The organism is Amnibacterium sp. (assembly GCF_051956055.1).
Taxonomy (GTDB): Bacteria; Actinomycetota; Actinomycetes; order Actinomycetales; family Microbacteriaceae; genus Amnibacterium.
Window position 1 is genome coordinate 1 of the sequence record NZ_JBQCGC010000064.1, and the last position, 20203, is coordinate 20203.

Annotated in this window: 19 protein-coding genes; 13 read left to right on the plus strand and 6 right to left on the minus strand. The window is 73.0% G+C overall.

Annotated elements, in window-relative coordinates:
• Positions 1-51 precede the first annotated feature (51 nt).
• A complete protein-coding gene (locus tag ACTHLI_RS09045; protein WP_440182897.1) occupies positions 52-348 on the plus strand; it encodes a metal-sensitive transcriptional regulator in 297 nt (98 codons plus the stop codon).
• A gap of 58 nt (positions 349-406) precedes the next feature.
• Here the strand turns inward: ACTHLI_RS09045 and ACTHLI_RS09050 are convergent, their stop codons facing one another.
• Positions 407-1006 (minus strand): LysM peptidoglycan-binding domain-containing protein, encoded by a 600-nt coding sequence (locus ACTHLI_RS09050; RefSeq protein ID WP_440182898.1) that lies wholly within the window; start codon positions 1004-1006, stop codon positions 407-409.
• A 220-nt stretch (positions 1007-1226) separates the two neighbouring features.
• Between ACTHLI_RS09050 and ACTHLI_RS09055 the strand changes: the two genes are divergently transcribed.
• From ACTHLI_RS09055 to ACTHLI_RS09090, 8 genes are all read left to right on the plus strand, one after another.
• Positions 1227-1775 (plus strand): RNA polymerase sigma factor, encoded by a 549-nt coding sequence (locus tag ACTHLI_RS09055; protein ID WP_440182900.1) that lies wholly within the window; start codon positions 1227-1229, stop codon positions 1773-1775.
• Complete coding sequence (locus ACTHLI_RS09060) at positions 1768-2799, plus strand: CU044_5270 family protein (RefSeq protein WP_440182902.1); 1032 nt, start codon at positions 1768-1770, stop codon at positions 2797-2799. Before ACTHLI_RS09055 ends, ACTHLI_RS09060 begins: the two co-directional genes overlap by 8 nt.
• Positions 2800-3022: 223 nt before the next feature.
• Entirely contained in the window at positions 3023-3643 is a 621-nt protein-coding gene (locus ACTHLI_RS09065; protein WP_440182904.1) for a hypothetical protein, read from the plus strand.
• Between the two features lie 124 nt (positions 3644-3767).
• A complete protein-coding gene (locus ACTHLI_RS09070) occupies positions 3768-4433 on the plus strand; it encodes a hypothetical protein (protein ID WP_440182906.1) in 666 nt (221 codons plus the stop codon).
• Positions 4434-4538: 105 nt separating this feature from the next.
• Positions 4539-5906: a protein kinase domain-containing protein gene (locus tag ACTHLI_RS09075; RefSeq protein ID WP_440182907.1), complete on the plus strand. Its 1368-nt coding sequence runs from the start codon at positions 4539-4541 to the stop codon at positions 5904-5906.
• A gap of 48 nt (positions 5907-5954) precedes the next feature.
• Positions 5955-7202: a chromate efflux transporter gene (gene chrA / locus ACTHLI_RS09080; protein WP_440182908.1), complete on the plus strand. Its 1248-nt coding sequence runs from the start codon at positions 5955-5957 to the stop codon at positions 7200-7202.
• A gap of 60 nt (positions 7203-7262) precedes the next feature.
• Positions 7263-7739 (plus strand): N-acetyltransferase family protein, encoded by a 477-nt coding sequence (locus ACTHLI_RS09085; protein WP_440182909.1) that lies wholly within the window; start codon positions 7263-7265, stop codon positions 7737-7739.
• Positions 7740-7821: 82 nt separating this feature from the next.
• On the plus strand, positions 7822-9033 hold the full coding sequence (locus tag ACTHLI_RS09090; protein WP_440182910.1) for an aminotransferase class I/II-fold pyridoxal phosphate-dependent enzyme: 1212 nt from the start codon (positions 7822-7824) through the stop codon (positions 9031-9033).
• Positions 9034-9078: 45 nt separating this feature from the next.
• Here ACTHLI_RS09090 and ACTHLI_RS09095 read toward each other — a convergent pair whose 3' ends face one another.
• Complete coding sequence (locus tag ACTHLI_RS09095) at positions 9079-9402, minus strand: DUF4190 domain-containing protein (RefSeq protein WP_440182911.1); 324 nt, start codon at positions 9400-9402, stop codon at positions 9079-9081.
• 223 nt (positions 9403-9625) lie between these two features.
• On the opposite strand from ACTHLI_RS09095, the gene ACTHLI_RS09100 reads away from it, so the two are divergent.
• Together ACTHLI_RS09100 and ACTHLI_RS09105 are read left to right on the plus strand one after the other, a co-directional pair.
• Positions 9626-10780, plus strand: coding sequence for an acyltransferase family protein (locus ACTHLI_RS09100; RefSeq protein ID WP_440182913.1), 1155 nt, complete (start codon positions 9626-9628; stop codon positions 10778-10780).
• Complete coding sequence (locus ACTHLI_RS09105) at positions 10777-12003, plus strand: hypothetical protein (protein ID WP_440182915.1); 1227 nt, start codon at positions 10777-10779, stop codon at positions 12001-12003. Before ACTHLI_RS09100 ends, ACTHLI_RS09105 begins: the two co-directional genes overlap by 4 nt.
• Here the strand turns inward: ACTHLI_RS09105 and ACTHLI_RS09110 are convergent, their stop codons facing one another.
• The 4 genes from ACTHLI_RS09110 to ACTHLI_RS09125 form a co-directional block, all read right to left on the minus strand.
• Positions 12004-13788, minus strand: coding sequence for a hypothetical protein (locus ACTHLI_RS09110; RefSeq protein WP_440182917.1), 1785 nt, complete (start codon positions 13786-13788; stop codon positions 12004-12006). It abuts the gene before it with no gap.
• Positions 13789-13872: 84 nt separating this feature from the next.
• A complete protein-coding gene (locus ACTHLI_RS09115) occupies positions 13873-15333 on the minus strand; it encodes a multicopper oxidase family protein (RefSeq protein ID WP_440182919.1) in 1461 nt (486 codons plus the stop codon).
• A gap of 210 nt (positions 15334-15543) precedes the next feature.
• Positions 15544-16848: an alpha/beta fold hydrolase gene (locus ACTHLI_RS09120; protein ID WP_440182920.1), complete on the minus strand. Its 1305-nt coding sequence runs from the start codon at positions 16846-16848 to the stop codon at positions 15544-15546.
• Positions 16849-16891: 43 nt separating this feature from the next.
• Positions 16892-17209 (minus strand): DUF7882 family protein, encoded by a 318-nt coding sequence (locus ACTHLI_RS09125; protein WP_440182922.1) that lies wholly within the window; start codon positions 17207-17209, stop codon positions 16892-16894.
• A gap of 153 nt (positions 17210-17362) precedes the next feature.
• On the opposite strand from ACTHLI_RS09125, the gene ACTHLI_RS09130 reads away from it, so the two are divergent.
• Entirely contained in the window at positions 17363-19042 is a 1680-nt protein-coding gene (locus tag ACTHLI_RS09130) for a CocE/NonD family hydrolase (RefSeq protein WP_440182923.1), read from the plus strand.
• 88 nt (positions 19043-19130) lie between these two features.
• The gene (locus ACTHLI_RS09135) at positions 19131-20057 is read left to right on the plus strand and encodes an aldo/keto reductase (protein WP_440182925.1); all 927 of its coding nucleotides are present in this window, start codon (positions 19131-19133) and stop codon (positions 20055-20057) included.
• Positions 20058-20203: the final 146 nt, after the last annotated feature.

Here is a 20203-nt window from a genome sequence, read left to right on the forward strand (position 1 = left end):
GGGCCGGCGCCCCCCGCCCCCCCGACCCCTTCCTGGTAAAGGACCCATGAGATGAACCCATCCGCTCCGGTCGCCGACGGCACGCCTCCTGCCGCTGACATCGATCGGAAGATCGTCACCCGCCTGCGTCGCGCGCAGGGACAGCTCGCGGCCGTCGTCGCCGCAGTCGAAGCGGGCGGCGAGTGCCGCGACGTCGTGCTGCAGCTCGCCGCCGTGTCCAAGGCGCTCGACCGCGCAGGCTTCGCGATCGTGTCCTCGGCATTGCGGAACTGCCTCACCGAGCCGGCGGAGGGCGAGAACGCGCTGACGGTCGACGAGCTCGAGAAGCTGTTCCTGACGCTCGCCTGAACCCCGGTGCGCGGCGAGACGTCGACCGTCGGTCTCGCCGTCCGTGGTGGACGTCCGGTCAGTGGTCCCAGATGCAGTCGACGGTGCCGTCTGCCTTCGTCGGCCACGTACCGAGCTCGACTCTGATCCGCGTACCCGCGGTCAACGGTGAGCCCCAGTCAGGACGCGGCCGTCCGCTGTCGATGTCCGCGACGCAGACGTGGAACCGCGAAGCGATGCCGAGGAAGGTGTCCCCCGGGGCGACCGTGTAGCGGAAGACGCCGTTCCCGACCCGGGCTGCGCGTCCCTTCGCGTACTCGCGGCTGCCGCCGTCGTGAGCGATCGACGCGCTCGCCGGCGCGGTGCTCCTCCGAGCAGGCGTGGCGGACGCGTGCGGTGCGGTCGCCAGGTGAGCACCCGACGCGCTGCTCCCCTTCGTGAAGGGCACGGTGACGGCCACCGTGATGAGGACGACGAGGACTGCGGCGACGGCCATCAGGACGACGACGCACCTCAGGAACCGCGACGGCGTCCGGGCGGGCGACATCGCGCTGCGCGCGCCGGCGATGGTCGATACCCCGTGCGCTCCCACCTCGTCGGCCGACGGGCCGGGCCCAGGGACCGCGCGCTGCGCGGAGCGCTTCGACGGATCGGCAGCGTCCTGCGGATCGATGCCCACACGGCCTCCATCTCCATGGACAGTGCTCGCGCGCGATCTCGGCGCCGGACGCACGAACCATTGCACAGGTCCCGCGACTCGCAGGGTCCCACGGGCCGTCCGGCGTCGAATCGCCTCCATGACGGGCCGCAGGCCGGTCGGAGCGCCGGCGCGTTCAGGCGCGGTTCGGACGGCAGGCTCGAGTCGTGAACCGAATCACCCGCAACGAGCAATACCTGGTGTGACGACCGACAGCGCCATCATCCGTGACTCGCTCGCGGAGCCCGCGCGGTTCGCGGCGCTGTACGACCGCCACGCCCGTCGGCTCTACCGATTCCTCGCCGCTCGGCTCGGGACGCACGCCGCCGAGGACGTGCTGTCCGAGACCTTCCTGGTCGCCTTCCGGGCGCGCTCCCGGTTCGACCTGTCCTTCGAGGACAGCAGCCCGTGGCTGTTCGGGATCGCGATCCGGCTGGCGCACAGGCATCGACGAATCGAGGCCCGACACCTCGTCGGTGCAGGCGCTGCCGGGAGCGACGAGGCGCACGACCCGACGCCGGCGACGGACGATGCGCTCGACGCGGTCCGGGCGGTCGAAGCGATGCGGTCGCGCCTCCTGCGTCTACATCAACGCGATCGCGACGCGCTCCTGCTCTACGCGTGGGCGGACCTGACCTACGAGCAGATCGCGGCAGCGCTCGGGATCCCGGTCGGCACGGTCCGTTCACGGCTCAACCGCGCGCGTCGCCTCCTCCGCACCGATGACACGAACGGGACCACTCATGCGTGACCTGACGATCCTGCGAACGATCTACGACTCGCAGCCGACGATGGACGAGGCGTCGTTCAAAGCCGTGAAGGCGCGGCTGCTCGCCGATTTCGGCGCCGAGCCCGGAGCGACCGTCCGGGCGCGGGAGGGCCGCAGCCGGCAGATCCGGATCGCGGGTCTCGTCGGCGTGGCAGCGGGTCTGGCAGTGCTGGTGATCGCGGGGACCGTCTTCGGGTTCGGAGGCGGATCCCGCCCGGCGTCCGCGGTCACCGAGACGCTCGAGCAGGCCGCGATCGACACGATCCATGTCAACGACCCTCGACTCGTTCCCGGCGACTACCTCCACGTGCGGACCGAGTACATCGGGTCGGTGTCGGGGTCGCAGAGCGGCGGCCCGGTCCTCGCGTGGCAGATCCGGGGCACCGACGACGAGTGGGTGCCCGCGGATCCGAGCGCGGAGTGGGTGCAGCGGCGGGGCGTCGGCGTCCCCTTCGCGTACTTCTCCGCAGCCGCGAAGCGGGCGGCGCAGAGCGGTGAGTACCAGGTCGACGACGGCCCCGTCGTGCAGCGCGGCAGGAACGGGGTCTTCGCACCCACCGGGGGTGGTTCCGCGGCCCCGTGGACCCCGGCGTCGCTCAAGGCGCTTCCCACGGACACCGACGCGCTCCTCACCGCGCTGGCACATCGGATCAGCACCAGCAGGAGCAACCACGACGCGATGTTCGAGGCGCTCACCGAGATCCTCGACACGGGATTCGCCCCGGCGGCCACCCGAGCGGCCGTCTTCCGAGCGATCGCGACCCTGCCGGGGATCCGGATCACCGACCGGAGCGCGAACCTCGACGGACGCACCGGCATCGCGATCGGCCGGACGGATGCCACGCTCGGCGTGCGCCTCGACCTCGTCATCGACGCCCACGACGGCGTCGTCATCGGTACCCGACGGGTCCTGACCCGCGCAGCTCGAGGCATGCCCGCGGGCACCGTCGAGAGCCTCACCGCGGTCACCACCACCGTCGACCACGCCGCTCCTCACCTCCGATGACCAGCGGATCTCGACCTGCGCCGCGTCCCCTGCACGCGGCGCGGCCACCACGGCCAGCCGGATGCGTCGGGGCGATATCGCCGACCCGATGACGAACATCACCAACGGAACCGAACGGCCCGACACGGGGAAGGAGCCCCGGTCCGTCGATGCATCCGATCCCGAGCCCACGCGCGAGACTGCAGGCGGAGAGGGGACGACAGTGGACCGACAGGACGGCGCATTGGTTCCGAGCCGAGTCGTCCACACGGACATCGCCTTCGTGCTGCTGACCATCACCGGGATCGCCGCACTGCTGCCCGGCGTCTGGGGCGTGGTGACCGGCCCGGGACCCGGAGATATCCCGGCGTGGGCCGGACTCTGCATCACCTACGGTGTCGTCGCAGCCGCCACCGGGGCGCTGGCCACCCCCCTGATCATCAGGATGGCCCGGTCCGACCGAGAGGTGCTCGCGGTCCTGCGCGCGCACCGACCGCGCTCCACCGTCCTGCCCGGTGCCGTCAGCAACCGCACGCTGCTGCGAAGCCTCCGAGCGCTGCAACCATCCGCGCCCACACCGCGATCGGTCGTCTGGGCGATGAACGAACACGGCATGGAGCTGTGGCAGGCGGGATCAGCCATCCCGACGCTCAGCGTCCCCTGGACGAGTCTCGCCGCGACCTCCACGGACCGGATGCCGCAAGGGCGTGCCGTGATCGCGATCGCCGTCCTCGACCTCACCGACGGACACCGCCTGCAGCTCGCGTTCCGGAGGCGCTTCGGCGGCATCACGCTCATGGGCGAGGAGCGGCTGCAGCAGGTCCTCGAGCACGTCGCCGAGCTGGCACGCACAACGACCGCCTGACCGCGACCGGCTTCCGCTGCCGCCTGACGGGGACGTGTGGATCAGGTCATTCGACGGACCTCCTCCCCCGTGATCGCCGGGGTCGCTCCCACCCGGCGGCCGCTCGGGCCGTTACCGTGCGCTCATGACCGCCGCAGCGCCCGTGTCCGGCCGTCGCCGATCAGGATTCGAGTGGTCCGTCCGCCTCGCCTGGCTGCTCGCGCTGGTCGCTGCTGCGCTCCAGCTCCTCGGCGTCCTCATCACGGCAGGCGCGGTGCCGGGGCTGCTCGCGGGGAACCCCGTCAGCACGACCATCGGCACCGCACTGCCGCTGCACCCGGTCGGGCAGAACGCCTACGGAGGCGCGGCCTTCATCGCCGACAGCGCCCAGGTCACGGCGACGAGCGTCACCGCCGAGGTCAGCGATCCGGCGACCTCGGTGCGCGTCGGGCTGGCATTCGGTCCGCTCGCCTGGGCCCTCACCGGCGCGGGCGTCGCGATCGCGCTCTCGGTCGCGTTCGGTCGCCTCAGGGGTGGTAGACCCGATGCCCGGATCGCGTCGCGGGCCTTCGCGACCGCTGCGGCGATCACTGCGGTCGGTACCTCGGCCGCCCAGATCCTCGACGAGATCGCCAGGACCGGCTTGCAGGGCGTGCTGTGGCACGCCCCGCGTGGCATGGGGCCGATCGGAGCCGGCGCGGACTTCACCTTCCAGTTCGGTTGGCTTGCCGTGTCGGTGGCCGGCCTAGCGGTCGGCGCGCTCGTGGCGCGCCTCCCCGACGACCGGGAGCTGCCCCGGTCCTCCTCCTGACAGGCTCCGCTCGCTGAGGCAAGCCCCCGGACGGGAATGCCGGTTCGACGGCGACGGATGGGAGGATGCACTGTTGCCCGCTCGACGCCGCGAAGGAGCCGTCACATGGTCGAGCCCACCCAGTCGCCCGCCCTGCCGGGCGTCCTGCAAGGCCGCTACCGCATCGGCGCGCGGCTCGGTCGAGGGGGCGCTTCCACGGTCTACCGGGCACGCGATCTGCTGCTCGGGCGCGAGGTCGCGATCAAGGTGTTCGCCACCCGGGCGATCAGCCAGGAGGAGCTGCGCGTCCAGGAGGGCGAGGCCCGCCTGCTCGGAGGCCTGAACCACCCCGGCCTCGTCTCGCTCCTGGATGCGGGCGTCGACCTCACCGACCCCGACGCGCCGCAGGTGTTCCTCATCATGGAGTTCGTCGACGGCCCTGACCTGCGGGAGCGCCTCCGCCACGGACCGTTGAGCGAGTTCGAGATCGCCTACCTCGGGTGGGACCTGCTCGGCGCACTGCAGTACGTGCACGACCACGGCATCATCCATCGCGACGTCAAGCCGGCCAACGTGCTGCTCTCGCCCGCCCAGAACCGGCCGGATCGTGGGCAGCTCGGCGACTTCGGGATCGCGATGCTCACCGACGAGATCGAGAAGCCGAGCGAGGAGACGGTCGGGACCGCCGCGTACCTCAGTCCCGAACAGGTCGAGGGCGGGGTCCTCGACGCGAAGACCGACATCTACTCGCTCGGCCTGGTGCTGCTCGAAGCGGCCACCGCGCGCCCGGCCTACCCGGGCGACGTGCTCGAGACGGCGTTCGCCCGCCTCGACCGGGACCCGGACATGCCGTGCGATCTCGCCGACGACGTCGCGGACATCCTCCGGAGCATGACGGCCCGCTCCCCCGCGGAGCGGCCGACCGCAGGCGAGGCCGCGGCCGCGTTCCGTGCCGTCATCGTCCGTCATCTCGGCGGGCCGGCGCCCCAGACGCCGGATCCCGAACTCGCCCGGCAGACGGCGGTGCGCGACTCCCAGCTGCTCGACACCCCGCCGGATGAGGAGTTCGACCGGCTCACCGCGATGGCCGCCCGGGTGTTCGACGTGCCGGTCGCGGTCATCGCGCTCGTCGACGAGCACCGGGTCTGGCTGAAGTCGCGCCACGGTCTCGACGTCGAGGAGCTCGAACGCCAGACCGGCCTGGGCTCGACGGGCAGCCTGCATCAGGAGACGCTGATCATCGCGGACACCACCACGGACCCGCGCGTGACCGCCGTCGCCGGAAACCCGGAGTCGCCGTACCGCTCCTACGCGGGCGTGCCCCTCATCACCAGGGAGGGACACAACCTCGGTGCGTTCGCCCTCGCGGACACCCGCCCCCATCCGATGACGCCCGACGAGGTGCGCACCCTCGAGGATCTCGCCGCGATGGCCCTGCACGAGATCGAGCTCCGGCAGGCCGTCAGGCGGATCGCGCTGAGCCGCGTCCCCTGAGGGCGCGGTCGGTCGACACGGTGAGCGACGACCGGAAGGCCGCCGACGGTGGATGAAGCGGCGGGCATCAGCGCGGCGGCACCCGCGCGGGCACGGCGGCACCCGGGCACCGCCCTCGAGGTCTTCCGGACGTTCCTGCGCCTCGGGCTGACCTCGTTCGGCGGCCCGGTCGCCCACCTCGGCTACTTCCGCGAGGACATCGTGGTGCGGAGGAAGTGGCTCGGTGAGCGGGCCTACGCGGATCTGGTCGGCCTGTGCCAGTTCCTCCCCGGTCCGGCATCCAGCCAGGTCGGGATGGCGATCGGCCTGCAACGGGCGGGGTTCGCCGGGATGCTGGCCGCCTGGGCGGCGTTCACCCTGCCCTCGGCGGTGCTGCTCGTCGCGTTCGGGTACGCGGTCGTCGCGCTGGGCGACCTCGGGTCGGCCGGCTGGATCCAGGGCCTCAAGGCCGCGGCGGTGGCGGTGGTCGCGCAGGCGGTGCTCGGGATGGCGAAGAACCTGACGCCGGACGCGCGGCGGGCGACGATCGCGGTCGGCGCCATGATCGGGGCGCTCCTCCTGCCGACCGCGCTGGCACAGGTCGCGGTGATCGTTGCCGCGGGGCTGGTCGGACTGCTGTGGCTGCCGGAGGCGCCGTCGGCCGCGACCGCCCCGACGGAGGACGAGGGCTCGCTCGTGATCCGGGTGCCCCGCCCACTCGCCATCGCCTGCCTGGCGACGTTCCTCGCGCTGCTGATCGCGCTCCCGATCGCCGCGCAGGCCACGGGTGACGGAACACTGCGCCTGGGCGCGATCTTCTTCCGCGCGGGCGCACTCGTCTTCGGGGGCGGCCACGTCGTGCTGCCGCTGCTCCAAGCGCAGCTCGTCCCCAGCGGCCTCGTCACGCACACCGACTTCCTCGCAGGCTACGGGGCGGCCCAGGCCGTCCCGGGCCCCCTGTTCACCTTCTCCGCGTTCCTCGGCACCGTCGCCACGAGGTCGCCGGCCGGGATCCCGGGCGCGATCGTCGCGCTCCTCGCGATCTTCCTCCCGGCGGCGCTCCTCGTGGTCGGCGCGCTCCCGTTCTGGGCGGGGTTGCGCCACTCCCCTGTGGCGCAGCGCGCCCTGCGGGGCGTCAACGCCGGCGTCGTGGGCCTGCTCGCCGCGGCCCTCTACACGCCGGTCTTCACCTCCGGCATCACCTCGGTGCGGGCGCTCGCGATCGCGGTGGCGGCGTTCGTCGCGCTGACCATGTGGAAGGCGCCGCCGTGGGCCGTGGTGATCGTGGCCGGAGCGGCGGGTCTCCTCCTGCTCTGACCGTCCTGCGAAGCGATGAGGCTCGACGGCGCGCCCGGGCGTCGTGGCTACGCTGCGCGCATGAGCGAGGCAGCACCCGTCCGGCCCATGACCGCCGAGGAGTACGAGCGGTGGACGGCGGTGGAGCTCGCCTCCTACGCGCAGGAGATGGTCGACTCGGGCATGCTCTCGCCGGAGGCGGCACGCGAGCGCAGCGCGCAGCAGCACGCCGAGTTCCTACCGCAGGAGCAGGACACGCCCGGGATGCATCTGCTCCGGGTGCTCGATGAGGACGGGGCGCCGGTCGGCGTGCTCTGGGTCGGGCCGCACCCGCGGAAGGCGGGCGCCGGATTCGTCTACGACGTCCAGATCGACGAGGCGCACCGGGGGCGCGGCCACGGCCGCGGCGCGATGCTCGCGGCGGAGGCGATCGGCCGCCGGGAGGGCTGGAGCGAGATCGGGCTGAACGTCTTCGGGCCGAACGCCCGCGCCCGCAACCTGTACGACTCGCTCGGCTACGCCGTGGTCACCACGACCATGACGAAGCCGCTGCGCTGACGCCGATTCGGAGGCGCCCGTGACGCAGGGCGGGGCGATCGGTGCCAGGATCGCCGGGCCGTCGCCGGACCGAGGAGGACCGATGCACATCGCTCAACGGGCTCTGGAGACCGAGCCGTTCCACGCGCTCGCCTTCGGGCAGCGCGCCGCCGAGCTCGAGGCCGCCGGCCACCACGTCGTGAAGCTGTCGATCGGGGAACCCGACTTCGGCGCCCCGCCGGCGGTTCGGGAGGCGATGCGCGAGGCCATGGACGGTCGGCCGCTGCCCTACACGGCAGCGCTCGGCCTCCCGGCGCTGCGCGAGACGCTCGCACGCTTCTACCGCGACAAGCACGGCGTGGAGGTGGACCCGGCGAGGATCGCCATCACCGCAGGCGCCTCCGCGGCGCTGCTGCTGGTGACCGCAGCGACGACCGACCCGGGCGACGACGTACTGCTCGCGGACCCGTCCTACCCCTGCAACCGCGAGCTGGTGCGCAGCTTCGGCGGCCGTCCGGTGCTCGTGCCCACGTCGGCCGCGTCGCGCTACCAGCTCGACACCGCTGCGGTGACGCGCGCGTGGAGCGATCGCACGACGTCGGTGATGATGGCGTCCCCGTCCAACCCCACCGGCACTTCGATCCCCCCGGCGGAGCTCGCGGCGCTCTGCGACCTCGTCCGCGAGCGCGGCGCGTGGCGCATCGTCGACGAGATCTACCTCGATCTGGCGGATCCGGCGGCCGACGGGACGCCCGCGCGCACGGTGCTCGCCCACGACCCGGACGCGATCGTCATCGGCAGCTTCTCGAAGTACTTCGGGATGACCGGGTGGCGCCTCGGCTGGGCCGTGCTGCCGGAGGCGCTGGTCCCGGTGGTGGAGCGGCTCGCGATGAACTACTTCCTCTGCGCATCCGCCCCGGCGCAGCAGGCGGCGCTCGCGGCGTTCACGCCCGACTCGCTCACGATCTGCGAGGAGCGCCGCGTGGAGCTCGCCGCCCGGCGTGCGCTCGTGCTCGCGGGGCTCGCCGACATCGGCCTCCCTGTGCCCGTCGAACCGGACGGCGCCTTCTACGTGTACATCGACGTGAGCGGCACGGGGTCGGACGCGTGGCGGTTCTGCGAGGAGGTGCTGCAGGAGGCGCACGTCGCGCTCACTCCTGGCCGCGACTTCGCGGTCGCGACCGGGGACACCCACGTCCGGCTCTCCTACGCCGCGTCACGGGCGGCGCTGTCGGAGGGCATCGCCAGGCTCGGCGCGTTCCTTGACGCCCGGCGCGGGTTGACGGGCGACTCGCCTGCCGCCCGCAGGCGCTGACGAGCGGGTGCGCCGGAGCCCGTCGGGCCCCGGCGCACCTGACCCTCAGTGGGCCTGCTGCAGCTGCGGGAGGACGGCTGCGACGATCACCGAGGTGTAGATGATCGCGAGCACGACGCCGGAGATGCCGATGATCGTGCCGGCGATGGCGAGCCCGTTGCCGCGCTCGCCGCGACGCCGCACCTGCACCTTGCCCACGATGCTGAGGATCGCGCCGACGAGCGCGATGAGGCCGCCGATCCAGGTGGTGAAGAAGAGGACGAGCCCGACGAGCGCCACGATGAAGCCGGCGAGCGCGAGCCCGTTCAGCTTGGCCGAAGCGTTGGTCGTCGTCGACGTGGACGTCGGAGTGACGGGAGCGGAGGTCATGCGGGTACTCCAGATCTGCTGGCACGCCGGAGGCGTGGGTGGGTAGCGAGCAGCCCGGGCGGGTGAGCCGTGCTGCGATCGAGCATCTTCCGACCATTGGCTGAACCTTTTCCGAGCTTCACCCGTACGTCCGATCCGAGGAGCCCGAGGCGGCTGAGGACGGTCAGGTTCCATTGACGCAGCGGGGCTGCGCGGCCATCCCCGCTCTCGTATCGTCGCGGCGGTGACCGGTGGATCCTCGACGTCCCCGACCGTCCCCCCCTCCGGCTACAACCCGGTGCTGGACGGCCTGCGAGCGCTCGCGGTCAGCGCGGTCATCGCCGACCACGCGGGCTTCCGGACCAGGGGCTTCCACGGCGTCACGGTCTTCTTCGTCATCAGCGGGTACCTGATCACCACCCTCCTGATCCAGGAGCACGACCGCAGCGGCACGCTGTTCCTCCGCGGGTTCTACTGGCGACGGCTGATCCGGCTCGGCCCGGCGCTCGCCGTGGTGCTGCTGGCCACGGTGGGCTACCTGCTGCTGATCCGCCAGCCGCCAGGGACGTACTGGTTGGGGCCGGTCGGTGCCGCGACGTACTCGATGGACCTGATCCAGGCGCTCGTCGGGAACGCCGGCGTCGGCATCCACTTCCAGTGGTCGTGGTCGCTCGGGGTCGAGGAGCAGTTCTACCTGCTGTGGCCGATCGCGCTGCTGCTGCTCTGGCGACGCGGACGCCGCTGGATCGGTCCGCTGCTCCTCGGGGTCGTCGCGCTGACGTGGATGCTCCGGGCGGCCGAGCTCGCGGGCGGCGCGAGCCACGACGCCGTCTTCTTCGGGCCGGTGTCCCACATCGACGCGCTCGTGCTCGGGGTGCTGGTCGCGGTGCTGCGAGCCCGCTGGGCGCCGGACCGCGCGGCGCAGCACGGACTCGCCGTGCTCGCACTCCTGGGCGGCACCGGCCTCCTGCTCCTCGTCCTCCGCATCCCCACCGGGCTGCAGGCGATCGACCCGGACGGGTTCGGGCAGGCGGCCGTGTTCTCGACCGCCGTGGTGCTGTGGGCGTCCTCGGCGTCCCGCGGCCCGGGCGCCGCCGTGCTGGGCTCCGCACCGCTCGCCTTCATCGGCCGGCTCTCGTACGGCCTGTACCTCTGGAACATCCTCACCGTGGTGGTGTTCGTGCGCCTGACCGGCCACCATCCCGCGCAGACGCTGCGGGGAGTGATCTGGGCGGCCGGGCTGCTGGCGCTCTGCACGCTGTCCTACGTCGGGCTCGAGCGTCCGCTCCGCCGCCGGTTCCGGGATCCGGGCTTCCTCCGGCGGACCGTGGAGGAAGGGACTCGAGCCCGGTGGGGCACGCCGGGCACCTCGCCGGGCGCGATCGGTCCGCACCCGTGAGCACGGTCGACGCCGCGAGGGCCCGCAGCACCCGCACGCCGGTCCGGATCGGCTCGCGGCTCCGGTCGACGTGGTGGGCCCGGGTCGTGGCGATCTGGCTGGCGTCGCGCGTCGTGACGACCGCCATCATGCTGCTGCTCGCCGCACACGAGCGCCCCACCTTCTGGGCTCCTGCGCACCCCGGTTACTTCCGGCTGGCGCAGTTCTGGGACAGCGGGTGGTACCACACGATCGCGACGGAGGGCTATCCAGCGAGCCTGCCGCTGGACCCCTCCGGGCACGTGATCGCGAACGCATGGGCCTTCCTCCCCGCGTACCCCGCGGTGGTGAACGCCGTCATCGCGGTGACGGGGATCCCCTGGGACGTCGCATCCGTCCTCGTGTCCGCGGCGTGCTCGCTGGGCGCCGCGCTCGTGTTCGACCGACTGCTGCGGGCGCTGGGCCGACCGGCTGGGTTCGCCGTCGCGCTGTTCTGCTTCGGGCCCCTCTCGCCCCTGTTCCAGGTGGCCTACGCCGAGGCCATGGCGATGCTCCTGCTCGGCGGCTGCCTGCTGCTGCTCGTCAGGAGGCGGTACCTGACCCTCATCCCCGTGCTGCTCGTCGCGGACCTGACCCGGCCGATCGGCGTCCCCCTCGCCGCGCTGATCGGGATCCACGTCGCGCTGCGGCTGCTCCGCCGCACGGCGGACGAGCCGTTGCGCGGACGACGGCTCTGGTCCGCGCTCGCCGCCACCGCTGCGGCGATCGGAGGCGCGGCGCTCTGGCCCGTCGTCGCCTGGCTCGGCACGGGCGATCCGTCCGCCTACGTCACCTCCGAGCTTGCCTGGCGCCGATCCCACGCGGGTAGCGGGGCGCTGCTCCCCTTCGGCTCCTGGGTGGTGGCGGCCGAGCGCATCGCGCCGGGTGGAGCCGGGATCGCCGTGCTCGTGGCCGTGGTGGCCGCGTTCGCCGCGCTGCTGGTCGCTGTGCCCGCGATCCGCCGCCTCGGGCTCGAGATCCGGCTCTGGGCCGCGATGTACGGGGGCTACCTGCTCGCCGTGTTCGACCCGCAGTCGAGCACGTTCCGGCTGCTCCTGCCCCTGTTCCCGCTGCTCGGCGGGTTCGGCGGCATCCGGTCCCGGCTGGTGCGCGGCGCGCTGATCGCGCTCGGCGTCGTCCTGCAGTTCGTGTGGTTCGCCGCGACCTGGACGAAGTGGCACATCACCGGCTGGTCGCCGCCCTGATCACCGCCGCCTGAGCGATGCGGGCAGCGGCACCGACGATGCGGTCATCGGCTGGTCCGACACGGCGAGGATCGCGGAGCCGCGGACGAGCGGCTGCTGCTCGCCCGTCGGCTCGATCACGTACACCGCGCGCTGGCCAGGGTGCAGCGTCGTCGGCCCGTGCAGGATCTCCCACCAGTTCGAGGCGCCGCCCTGCTCGAGGTAGCAGAAGTGCGGCGCCACCACGTGGTCGGACACGTTGACGGCCGTGACCGTCACCTCGCCGATGGCCGACCGCTTCCCCGGCACCGAGGCCGCGACGTCGAGGTGCAGCTGCAGCGGCGGCGGCGTGAACGCGCCGACGAGGGCGATGAGCAGCGGCGGGACGGTGAGCAGGGCGACGATCCCCGCCCTCGCCGCCGAGAGCAGGCGGCCGACCACCCGGGGCCGCCACGCCAGGCCGAACGAGGCGACCGGCACGGTCGCGACCGTGGCGAGCCAGATCGGGCTGAACTGCAGCCAGTAGGCGTAGTCGGAGCGCGTGGCGACGAAGAACACCGCCACCGGGAGGATCGTGAGCGCCGGCCCGAGCCGCGCGGGGAACAGCAGCACGGCGACGAGGAGCCCGGCGAACAGGAGGATCGTCGCGGTCGAGAACAGGTCGAGCGCGCCGCTGCCGCGGGTCAGCAGGTACGGGATGTCCACGAGGCTCTGCCCGTGGATGATCCCGTGCTGCGCGAGCGGGATCAGGATCCCCTGCGCCCATGCGGCGGGCTGCGTCACGATGAACGGCAGGTCGATGAGCAGCCACACCGCGGCCGCCGTCCCGAGGAACCGTCCGACGACGAGCGCAGCGCCGCGGTGCCCGACCTCGCGCACGCGGAGGGCGTAGAGCGCGACGACGAGGAACGGCAGCAGGAACCACGCGAGCTGCTGGCTCGCGCAGGCGGCGCCGAGCGCCGCGCCCTTCAGCACGCCCGTCGCCCCGAGCCGCCCGTCGGCGCCCGTGCGGTCGAACCGCAGGAGCACGGGCACCAGCAGCGCGATCGCGACGAGGATCGGCGACCCGCCGGCCGCCGACCCGGCGATCGGCTCGAGCGCGAGCAGGGCGATGACCACGATCGGGCGCCAGACGGGGGCGACGCGCCACCACAGCACGATCGTCGCGGCGAGGAGCGCCGCGGTGGTGACCACGGCGGCGGCCGCCGCGCTGTGATGCAGGAGCGTCACGGCGGCGGTGAGCAGCACCGCCAGCGGCGGGTAGCCGTACTGGTAGTCCGCCCCGCCGCCCATCGTCTTCGTCAGGGGGACCTTCGTGACGAGGCCCGGCCAGTCGACCCCGTACACCGGGGTGCCGTGGAGCAGCGCGTCGGCCGCCTTCGCCGTCAGCGCCCCCTCGTCGTTCACCGCGTGCGAGAGCACGAACTCGCCGAGCAGGAGCACGACCCCGACGGCGAGCACCGCGGCGTCCAGTCGGCGGATGCCGCGATCCGAGGTCGAGCCGACCGCGAGGACGGCGGTCGTCAGCAGCACGCCGAACGCCGCCAGGGCGACGAGGAGGAGGAGCGCCTGCACGTGCGCGGTGGTCGAGGAGTGGAGGTTCAGGGTCGGCGCCCGCGACACCGAGACCTTCCACAGCCGCTGCGCCTCCGGGATGAGCGCCAGCGCGGCGAGGAACGTCAGCCCGCGGCGGAGCCACTGCGGCACCGGCCGCGACGAGCCGGGGGCAGGAGCGGCGGCGACCTGCGCGTCCGCCTGCTCACGGACCGCAGCGCGGCCCGTGGCCGGGTCGGCCGTGGCGCTCATGCGTCGAGGCTAGGGACGACGATGGAGGCGCCGGGCGCCGGACCTGACCGGCATCGCAATGGTGTGCGAGGGGACGGAACGCACTCAGGCGCTCTCGATGACGCCCATCATGCCGAGATCCTCGTGGTCCAGGATGTGGCAGTGGTAGACGGTCCTGCCCGGGAACCGGTCGAACGCGATCCGGACCCTGACGGAGCTGCGAGGCGGGACGTCCACCACGTCCCGCACGTCGATCCCGGAGACCGCGGCGGTCCCCCTGCGGACGAGCTGCATGGGCCAGACGTGCAGGTGGAAGGGATGCGCCATCGGCGATGCATTGACGATCGTCCACTCCTCCACGTCGCCGAGCGCGACCTCGAGATCGACGCGATCCGGCGAGAACGCGCGTCCGTCGATCAGGAAGCGCATCCCCGCGCCCGCGCCCATCCCCATGGAGAGGGTGACGGTGCGGTGCGCCCGGACGGGCGCGGCCAGCAGATCGGGGTGGGTCTCCGCCACCGGCGGGGCGATGGCGATGGCGCTCCCCCCGGGGTCGGGCGCGACGGTGAGCACGAGCGCCTCGGGCGAGACCGCCGACCGGCCGCCCATCATGCCGCCTCCGGCCGCACCGCGGTCGTAAGCCCGTGCGACGACGTCCACACCGGAGCGTGGCGTCCTGATGACGAGATCGGCTCGGTTGCCCGGCATCAGCAGCAGCCGGTCGGCCGCACGGAGGAGGTGACCGCTGTCGATGCCGCGGACGGTCGCGTCGAGTCCGGTGAGCCCGAGGTCGAGGTAGCGGCTCGCGCACGCGTTCACGACGAGCAGGCGTTGCTCGGACCCGGGCGGCGCGGTCAGCACGGGCGCCACCTGACCGTTCACGAGCAGCAGCTGACCGGTGCGTCCGAGCATCCGGTCGGGCTGCGAGACGGGAGTGACCGCGCCGGAGGCGATCGTGACGTCGGAGATCACGACCATCCGGGGCGGGGCCGTCTCCCAATCGTCCTCGTCAACCGCGATCGCCCCGTAGAGGCCCGCGAACAGCTGGTCGGCGACCATGCCGTGATGATGAGGGTGGTACCAGAACACGCCCGCCGGGTGGTCCGCAGGCAGGTCGATCTCGTAGTCGAACCGCTCGCCGGGCCCGATCCGCAGGAACGGGTTGTCGCTGTTCCCACGCGCGGACACGAGGAGGCCGTGGGTGTGGAGGTTGGTGGGCACCTCGAGCTCGTTCCGGAGGTGGATGCGCAGTCGATCGCCCGGCCGGACGTGCAGCGTCGGGCCCGGGACCGTGCCGGCGTACGTGAGCATCCTGACCGGTTCCCCGCGGAGGGTCACGGACCTCGCGGCGACCGGCAGGTCCAGCTCGAGGACCCCGGCCGCCGAGGTCACGACGGACGGCTCGCGGAACCCGCTGCTCGCACCGCCTTCGGCCGGCGTGGAGTCCCCGCCGGTCCGCGGCGCGAGCCTGCCGGCGACGACCGCGCCCGTCGCCCCGACCACGAGCGCGCCGGCGCCGACGGCTCCGATCGCGAGCGCCTGCCTCCGCGTCAACCGATCGCTCATGCGCGCGGCATCGGGGTGCGCCCAGCGATCTCGGCGCACGGCGACATGCCGTCACGACGGTCGCGGGCGAGCCCGCCGTCGGGTCCCTCGCTCACGCTCGATCACCGCGCCTTCCGGTGCGCATCGGTTCCCGCCTCGAAGCCCGAGGCGACCCCAGGACGCTAGGCCGCCGGGCGGACGCGACGAACGGGCGAAAGTCCCGCCACCGGGTCAGGGGCGCGGTCCGCCTCGCTCGTCGAGCAGCCGCAGCAGATGGCGCACGACCTCGCCGCCGCTCGCGCCGACGCCGTCGTGCTCCCACTCGTCGGTGACCCAGGTGGTGAGCCCGGCGACCTCCGCCGCCGTCTGCAGCTGCAGGTCCGCATCGACGTAGAGGTCGTCGAAGTAGACCGCCGCCGTGACCGGCACCTCGTTCGCCGCGAGCCGCGCCCGGTCGTACCGCGCGGGCCAGTCGGTGCGGCGCTGCAGCAGGTTGACGGCAGGCCAGAACGGTCTCAGCAGGCGGATCTCCTCGAACATCCACGGGAAGAACATCTCCCCGGTGAAGCGCAGCGGGCGGGCCGTCTCGGCGAACTCGGGGTGCCGCTCGTGCTCGGCCTGCGCCGCCCAGCGCGTCGCCCCGGAGGTGTCGTCCGTGTACTCGGCGGCCTCCTGCAGCGCGGCCCAGAGCGGGTTGTCGGCGAACGAGCTCGCCGTGAGCGCCGCCTCGAGGAACGCGTCGGAGAACCGGCCGTCGCTGCCGAAGGCGGTGTCGAGGAGCCAGTGGAGCTCCTCGAAGCCGTGCTGCATGCCGAAGCGCGCCCCGCCGATGAACTGCAGTCGGCGCACCGTGAGCCGGTCGCCGTCCGGCAGTCGCACGTCCTCCTCCGCCAGCCGGTCCGCGATGCGGCCGATCGTGGCGACGTCGCCCGGGTAACGCTGCTCGAACCGACGGTTCTTCGCGAGCGCGCGCGGGGACGTGCGGCGGTAGAGATCGGCGGCGTCCGGACGGAGGGCCGGCAGGCCGCCCATCACCATGGCCGCTGCGAGCCCCTCGGGGGCGGCGGACAGGTACTCGAGCGTGATCCAGCCGCCGTAGCTCTGCCCGAGCGTCGTCCAGCGGCGGCCGCCGAAGACGGTCAGCCGGAGGTGCTCGGCGTCCCGCACGATGGAGTCGGCCCGGAAGCACGCCAGGTAGGCCGCCCCCTCCTCCGCCGATCCGAACGACGCCATCCGGGCCGCGTCGACGCGGGAGCTGCGCCCGGTGCCGCGCTGGTCGAGCAGCACCACGCGGAAGCGCTCGAGCAGCACCCCGATCCAGCCGGAGGCGTCGAGGGGCCGCGGGGACTTCCCGCCGGGGCCGCCCTGCAGGAAGAGGACCAGCGGCAGGTCCTCCCGCTGCCGGTGCGCGGCGACGAGCTCGCGCGCGAACAGCGTGATCGACGCGCCGCCGTCCGGGGCGGACCAGTCGAGCGGCACGTCGACCGCGTGATCGCGGACGTGCAGGCCGGGGATCGTGTACTCGGCGGTGATCATGGCTCGATCCTGCCCGAGCCGCCCGTTCGGGCGGGCGCCCCGCTCAGGTGCGCTTGGTGCTCACCGACCGCGCGAGCCGGCCGTCCTCGTGCGTGACGATGAGGCCGCGGGAGCTCTGCGCAGAATCGGTGAGCTGCCGGATCCAGTCCGGGTCGATGTCGGGCGTGCGGGATCCGGCGAACCGGAAGTACAGGTCCCCCTCCGGATGCAGCCAGATCGAGCTGCGGCCGCCGCCGGACTCCGAGCCGTCGATCCACGACATCGCGAACCGCTCCTGGTTGCGGAGCCGCTGCACGATCACGAGCTGGAGATGTGCGAGCAGCCGGTCGTCGAACTCGATCGTCCACGCCCCGTAGGTCATCGTGCCCAACCGCCGCCTCGACCCGCCCTTCACCGTCCGTTCAGATCCTGAACGACCGTAGGGGGACCGCTCCGAACCAGACGGGGGCTTGACGACGACCCGCACCGGTCGGTAAGCACCGCACGCCCGGGCGGCGGGGCGGAGACTGCCTGCATGCGACGACGACGTGCCCCCAGGCTCGCCCTCGTCGGCCGGCGCGCGATCGAGCTGATCGCGGGCGTCCCGGCCGGCACGACCGACTACGCGGTCACCCGGGACCTCCGGGTCCCGATGCGCGACGGCACGGTCCTGCTCGGCGACCTCTACCGCCCGCGCGGTGCGGCTGCCATGCCGGTGGTGCTCATCCGCACGCCGTACGGCCGGGCGAACCTCGGCGGGGCCCTGTTCGCGGTCGTGCTCGCCCGAAGGGGGTTCCAGGTGCTGATCCAGTCCGTGCGCGGCACGTTCGGGTCGGAGGGCGTCTTCCGACCGTTCGCGCACGAGCACGAGGACGGCATGGACACGCTCGCGTGGGTGCGAGCGCAGCGCTGGTGCGACGGCCGGGTCGCCACGACCGGCGGCAGCTACTTCGCGCACACCCAGTGGGCTGTTGCGCCCTACGCGGATCCACCGCTCGCCGCCTCCTCGCTGCACATCACCGCCGCGCGGATGAGCGCCTCCTTCTACGAGGGCGGTGCCCCCGGCGCGCTGAACGCCCTGACCTGGAGCGATTCGATCGCCCGGCAGGAGCGCCGCGGCGTCCGCGCGCGGTTCGAGGCCGCACGGCCACGGCGGCGGGTGGTCACGGAGCTGCGCACGCGGCCGCTCCGTGATGCGGACGTCCGGATCGCCGGCCGGCCGGAGCCGTTCTGGCGCGACGTCACCGAGCACGCGGAGCCCGGTGACCCGTTCTGGTCCGCCTCCGACCACAGCCGTGCGCCGCTGGAGCGCATGCCGCCGGTGAACATGGTCACCGGCTGGTGGGACCTCTTCCTGCCGTTCCAGCTCGAGGACTTCGCCCGGCTGCAGGCCGCCGGCGTGCCCGCGCGACTCACGATCGGTCCCTGGCTGCACGGCGCGATGCCGGAGGTCCGCGAGATGCTCCGCTCGGACCTCGCGTTCCTCGACCATCAGCTGCGCGGCGGCCCGGCGCCGGAGGCGCCGCCTGTCCGGATCGCGCTGCAGGGCACCGACCGGTGGCTGACCGCCGACACGTGGCCGCTGCCCGGCACGCGGGACGAGGAGCGGCACCTCGCCTCCGGCGAGCTGCTCCGCACCGGCGCGAGCGCGGCGGAGGGGCTCGAGGCGATCGTGTTCGATCCCGCGGCGCCGACCACCTTCGACGGCGGTCCGTTGCTCTCGCCGCCGGGGCAGCAGGTGGACGACGGGGCGAGCGAGGCCCGGCCTGACGTGCTCGTCTTCACCGGCGCCCCCGAGCCACGGGACCTCGATGTCGTGGGGCGCGCCACGGTCCGCCTCCACGTGCGGTCCGAACGGGCGCACGCGGACGTGTTCGTGCGGCTGTGCGACGTGGACGCCGACGGGGTCTCCCGGAACGTCGCCGACGGCATCCGTCGGCTCGACCCGAGGACCGTGCCGGCGGACGACGTGCTCATCGGGGACGACGGCGTGCTCGCGGTCGACGTGCCGCTGTTCCCGACGGCCTACCGCTTCCGGGCGGGGCACCGGGTGCGGCTGGTCGTCGCGGGCGGCGACTTCCCGCGCTACGCGCCGAACCCGGGCACCGGTGAGCCGCTGCCCGAGGCGGGCATCGGCCTCCCGAACCGGCTCGAGCTCCTGCACGGACCGGCGCACCCGTCACGGATCGTCCTCCCGGTGCACACGGGCTCCTGAGGACGGCGGCGGCTCGACCGGACACGGCGCCCGTCCGCCGACGTCGCCCGCCTGCACATCCCAGCCGGTCGATGCGACGATGCCGTCCGTGAAGCAGCTGCCACTCCCCCAGACCGACCTGACCGCATCGAACGTCGTCCTCGGGCTGATGCGGATCCCCGAGATGTCGGACGAGGAGATCCGCACCCTCGTCCGCTCGGCCCTCGACGTGGGCGTGACGATGTTCGACCACGCGGACGTGTACGGCGGCGACCACCGCTGCGAGCGGCGCTTCGGGGAGGCGATGGCCTTCTCTCCCGCCGAGCGCGAGCAGGTGCTGCTCCAGTCGAAGGTCGGGATCCGCGACGGGTACTTCGACTTCTCGACGGAGCACATCCTCGCCTCCGTCGACGAGTCGCTGGCGGCGCTCCGCACCGACCACCTCGACGTGCTCCTCCTGCACCGGCCCGACGCGCTCGTGGAGCCGGACGAGGTCGCGGCCGCGTTCGACGCCCTGGAGGCGGCGGGCAAGGTGCGCGCCTTCGGCGTCTCCAACCACACGCCGTACCAGGTGGAGCTGCTGAAGCGGTCGGTCCGCCAGCCGCTCGCGTTCAACCAGGTGCAGCTGAGCATCACCCACGCGAACCTGATCGCCGCGGGCGTCGCGTCGAACATGGCCGCGCTCGACCAGTCCATCGACCGGGACAACGGCATCCTCGACTACGCGCGCCTGAACGGGATCACCCTGCAGGCGTGGTCGCCCTACCAGGCGGGCTTCTTCACGGGGCCGTTCATCGGCGACCGGGAGCACTACGCGGAGCTGAACGACGTGCTCGACGAGCTGGCCGCGAAGTACGACGTGACCCCCACCGGCATCGCCACGGCGTGGATCACCCGGCATCCCGCGGACATGCAGGTCATCCTCGGCACGACCAAGCCCGAGCGCGTCCGGGAGGCCGCGGCGGGTTCCGAGCTGCGGCTCACCCGGCCCGAGTGGTACCGCCTCTTCACCGCCGCGGGCCACACCGTCCCCTGAGGCGAGCAAGACAGCAGGACTGACGAGCATCGGCAGGACGGAGCACGCGCCACCGTCCTGCCGAAGAAGGTGGATCCTGCTGTCGTGCTCCCGCCCGCGGGACGCCCCGCTCAGCCGCGCGCGGCGCTGTACCTCTCGACGAAGTG

Excerpts from the sequence above, each read along its gene's own strand:
- ACTHLI_RS09045 (WP_440182897.1), top strand. The coding sequence starts at position 52 with ATGAACCCATCCGCTCCGGTCGCCGACGGCACGCCTCCTGCCGCTGAC.
- ACTHLI_RS09060 (WP_440182902.1), top strand. The coding sequence starts at position 1,768 with ATGCGTGACCTGACGATCCTGCGAACGATCTACGACTCGCAGCCGACG.
- ACTHLI_RS09070 (WP_440182906.1), top strand. The coding sequence starts at position 3,768 with ATGACCGCCGCAGCGCCCGTGTCCGGCCGTCGCCGATCAGGATTCGAG.
- ACTHLI_RS09075 (WP_440182907.1), top strand. The coding sequence starts at position 4,539 with ATGGTCGAGCCCACCCAGTCGCCCGCCCTGCCGGGCGTCCTGCAAGGC.
- ACTHLI_RS09085 (WP_440182909.1), top strand. The coding sequence starts at position 7,263 with ATGAGCGAGGCAGCACCCGTCCGGCCCATGACCGCCGAGGAGTACGAG.
- ACTHLI_RS09090 (WP_440182910.1), top strand. The coding sequence starts at position 7,822 with ATGCACATCGCTCAACGGGCTCTGGAGACCGAGCCGTTCCACGCGCTC.
- ACTHLI_RS09095 (WP_440182911.1), bottom strand. The coding sequence starts at position 9,402 with ATGACCTCCGCTCCCGTCACTCCGACGTCCACGTCGACGACGACCAAC.
- ACTHLI_RS09110 (WP_440182917.1), bottom strand. The coding sequence starts at position 13,788 with ATGAGCGCCACGGCCGACCCGGCCACGGGCCGCGCTGCGGTCCGTGAG.
- ACTHLI_RS09115 (WP_440182919.1), bottom strand. The coding sequence starts at position 15,333 with ATGAGCGATCGGTTGACGCGGAGGCAGGCGCTCGCGATCGGAGCCGTC.
- ACTHLI_RS09120 (WP_440182920.1), bottom strand. The coding sequence starts at position 16,848 with ATGATCACCGCCGAGTACACGATCCCCGGCCTGCACGTCCGCGATCAC.
- ACTHLI_RS09125 (WP_440182922.1), bottom strand. The coding sequence starts at position 17,209 with ATGACCTACGGGGCGTGGACGATCGAGTTCGACGACCGGCTGCTCGCA.
- ACTHLI_RS09130 (WP_440182923.1), top strand. The coding sequence starts at position 17,363 with ATGCGACGACGACGTGCCCCCAGGCTCGCCCTCGTCGGCCGGCGCGCG.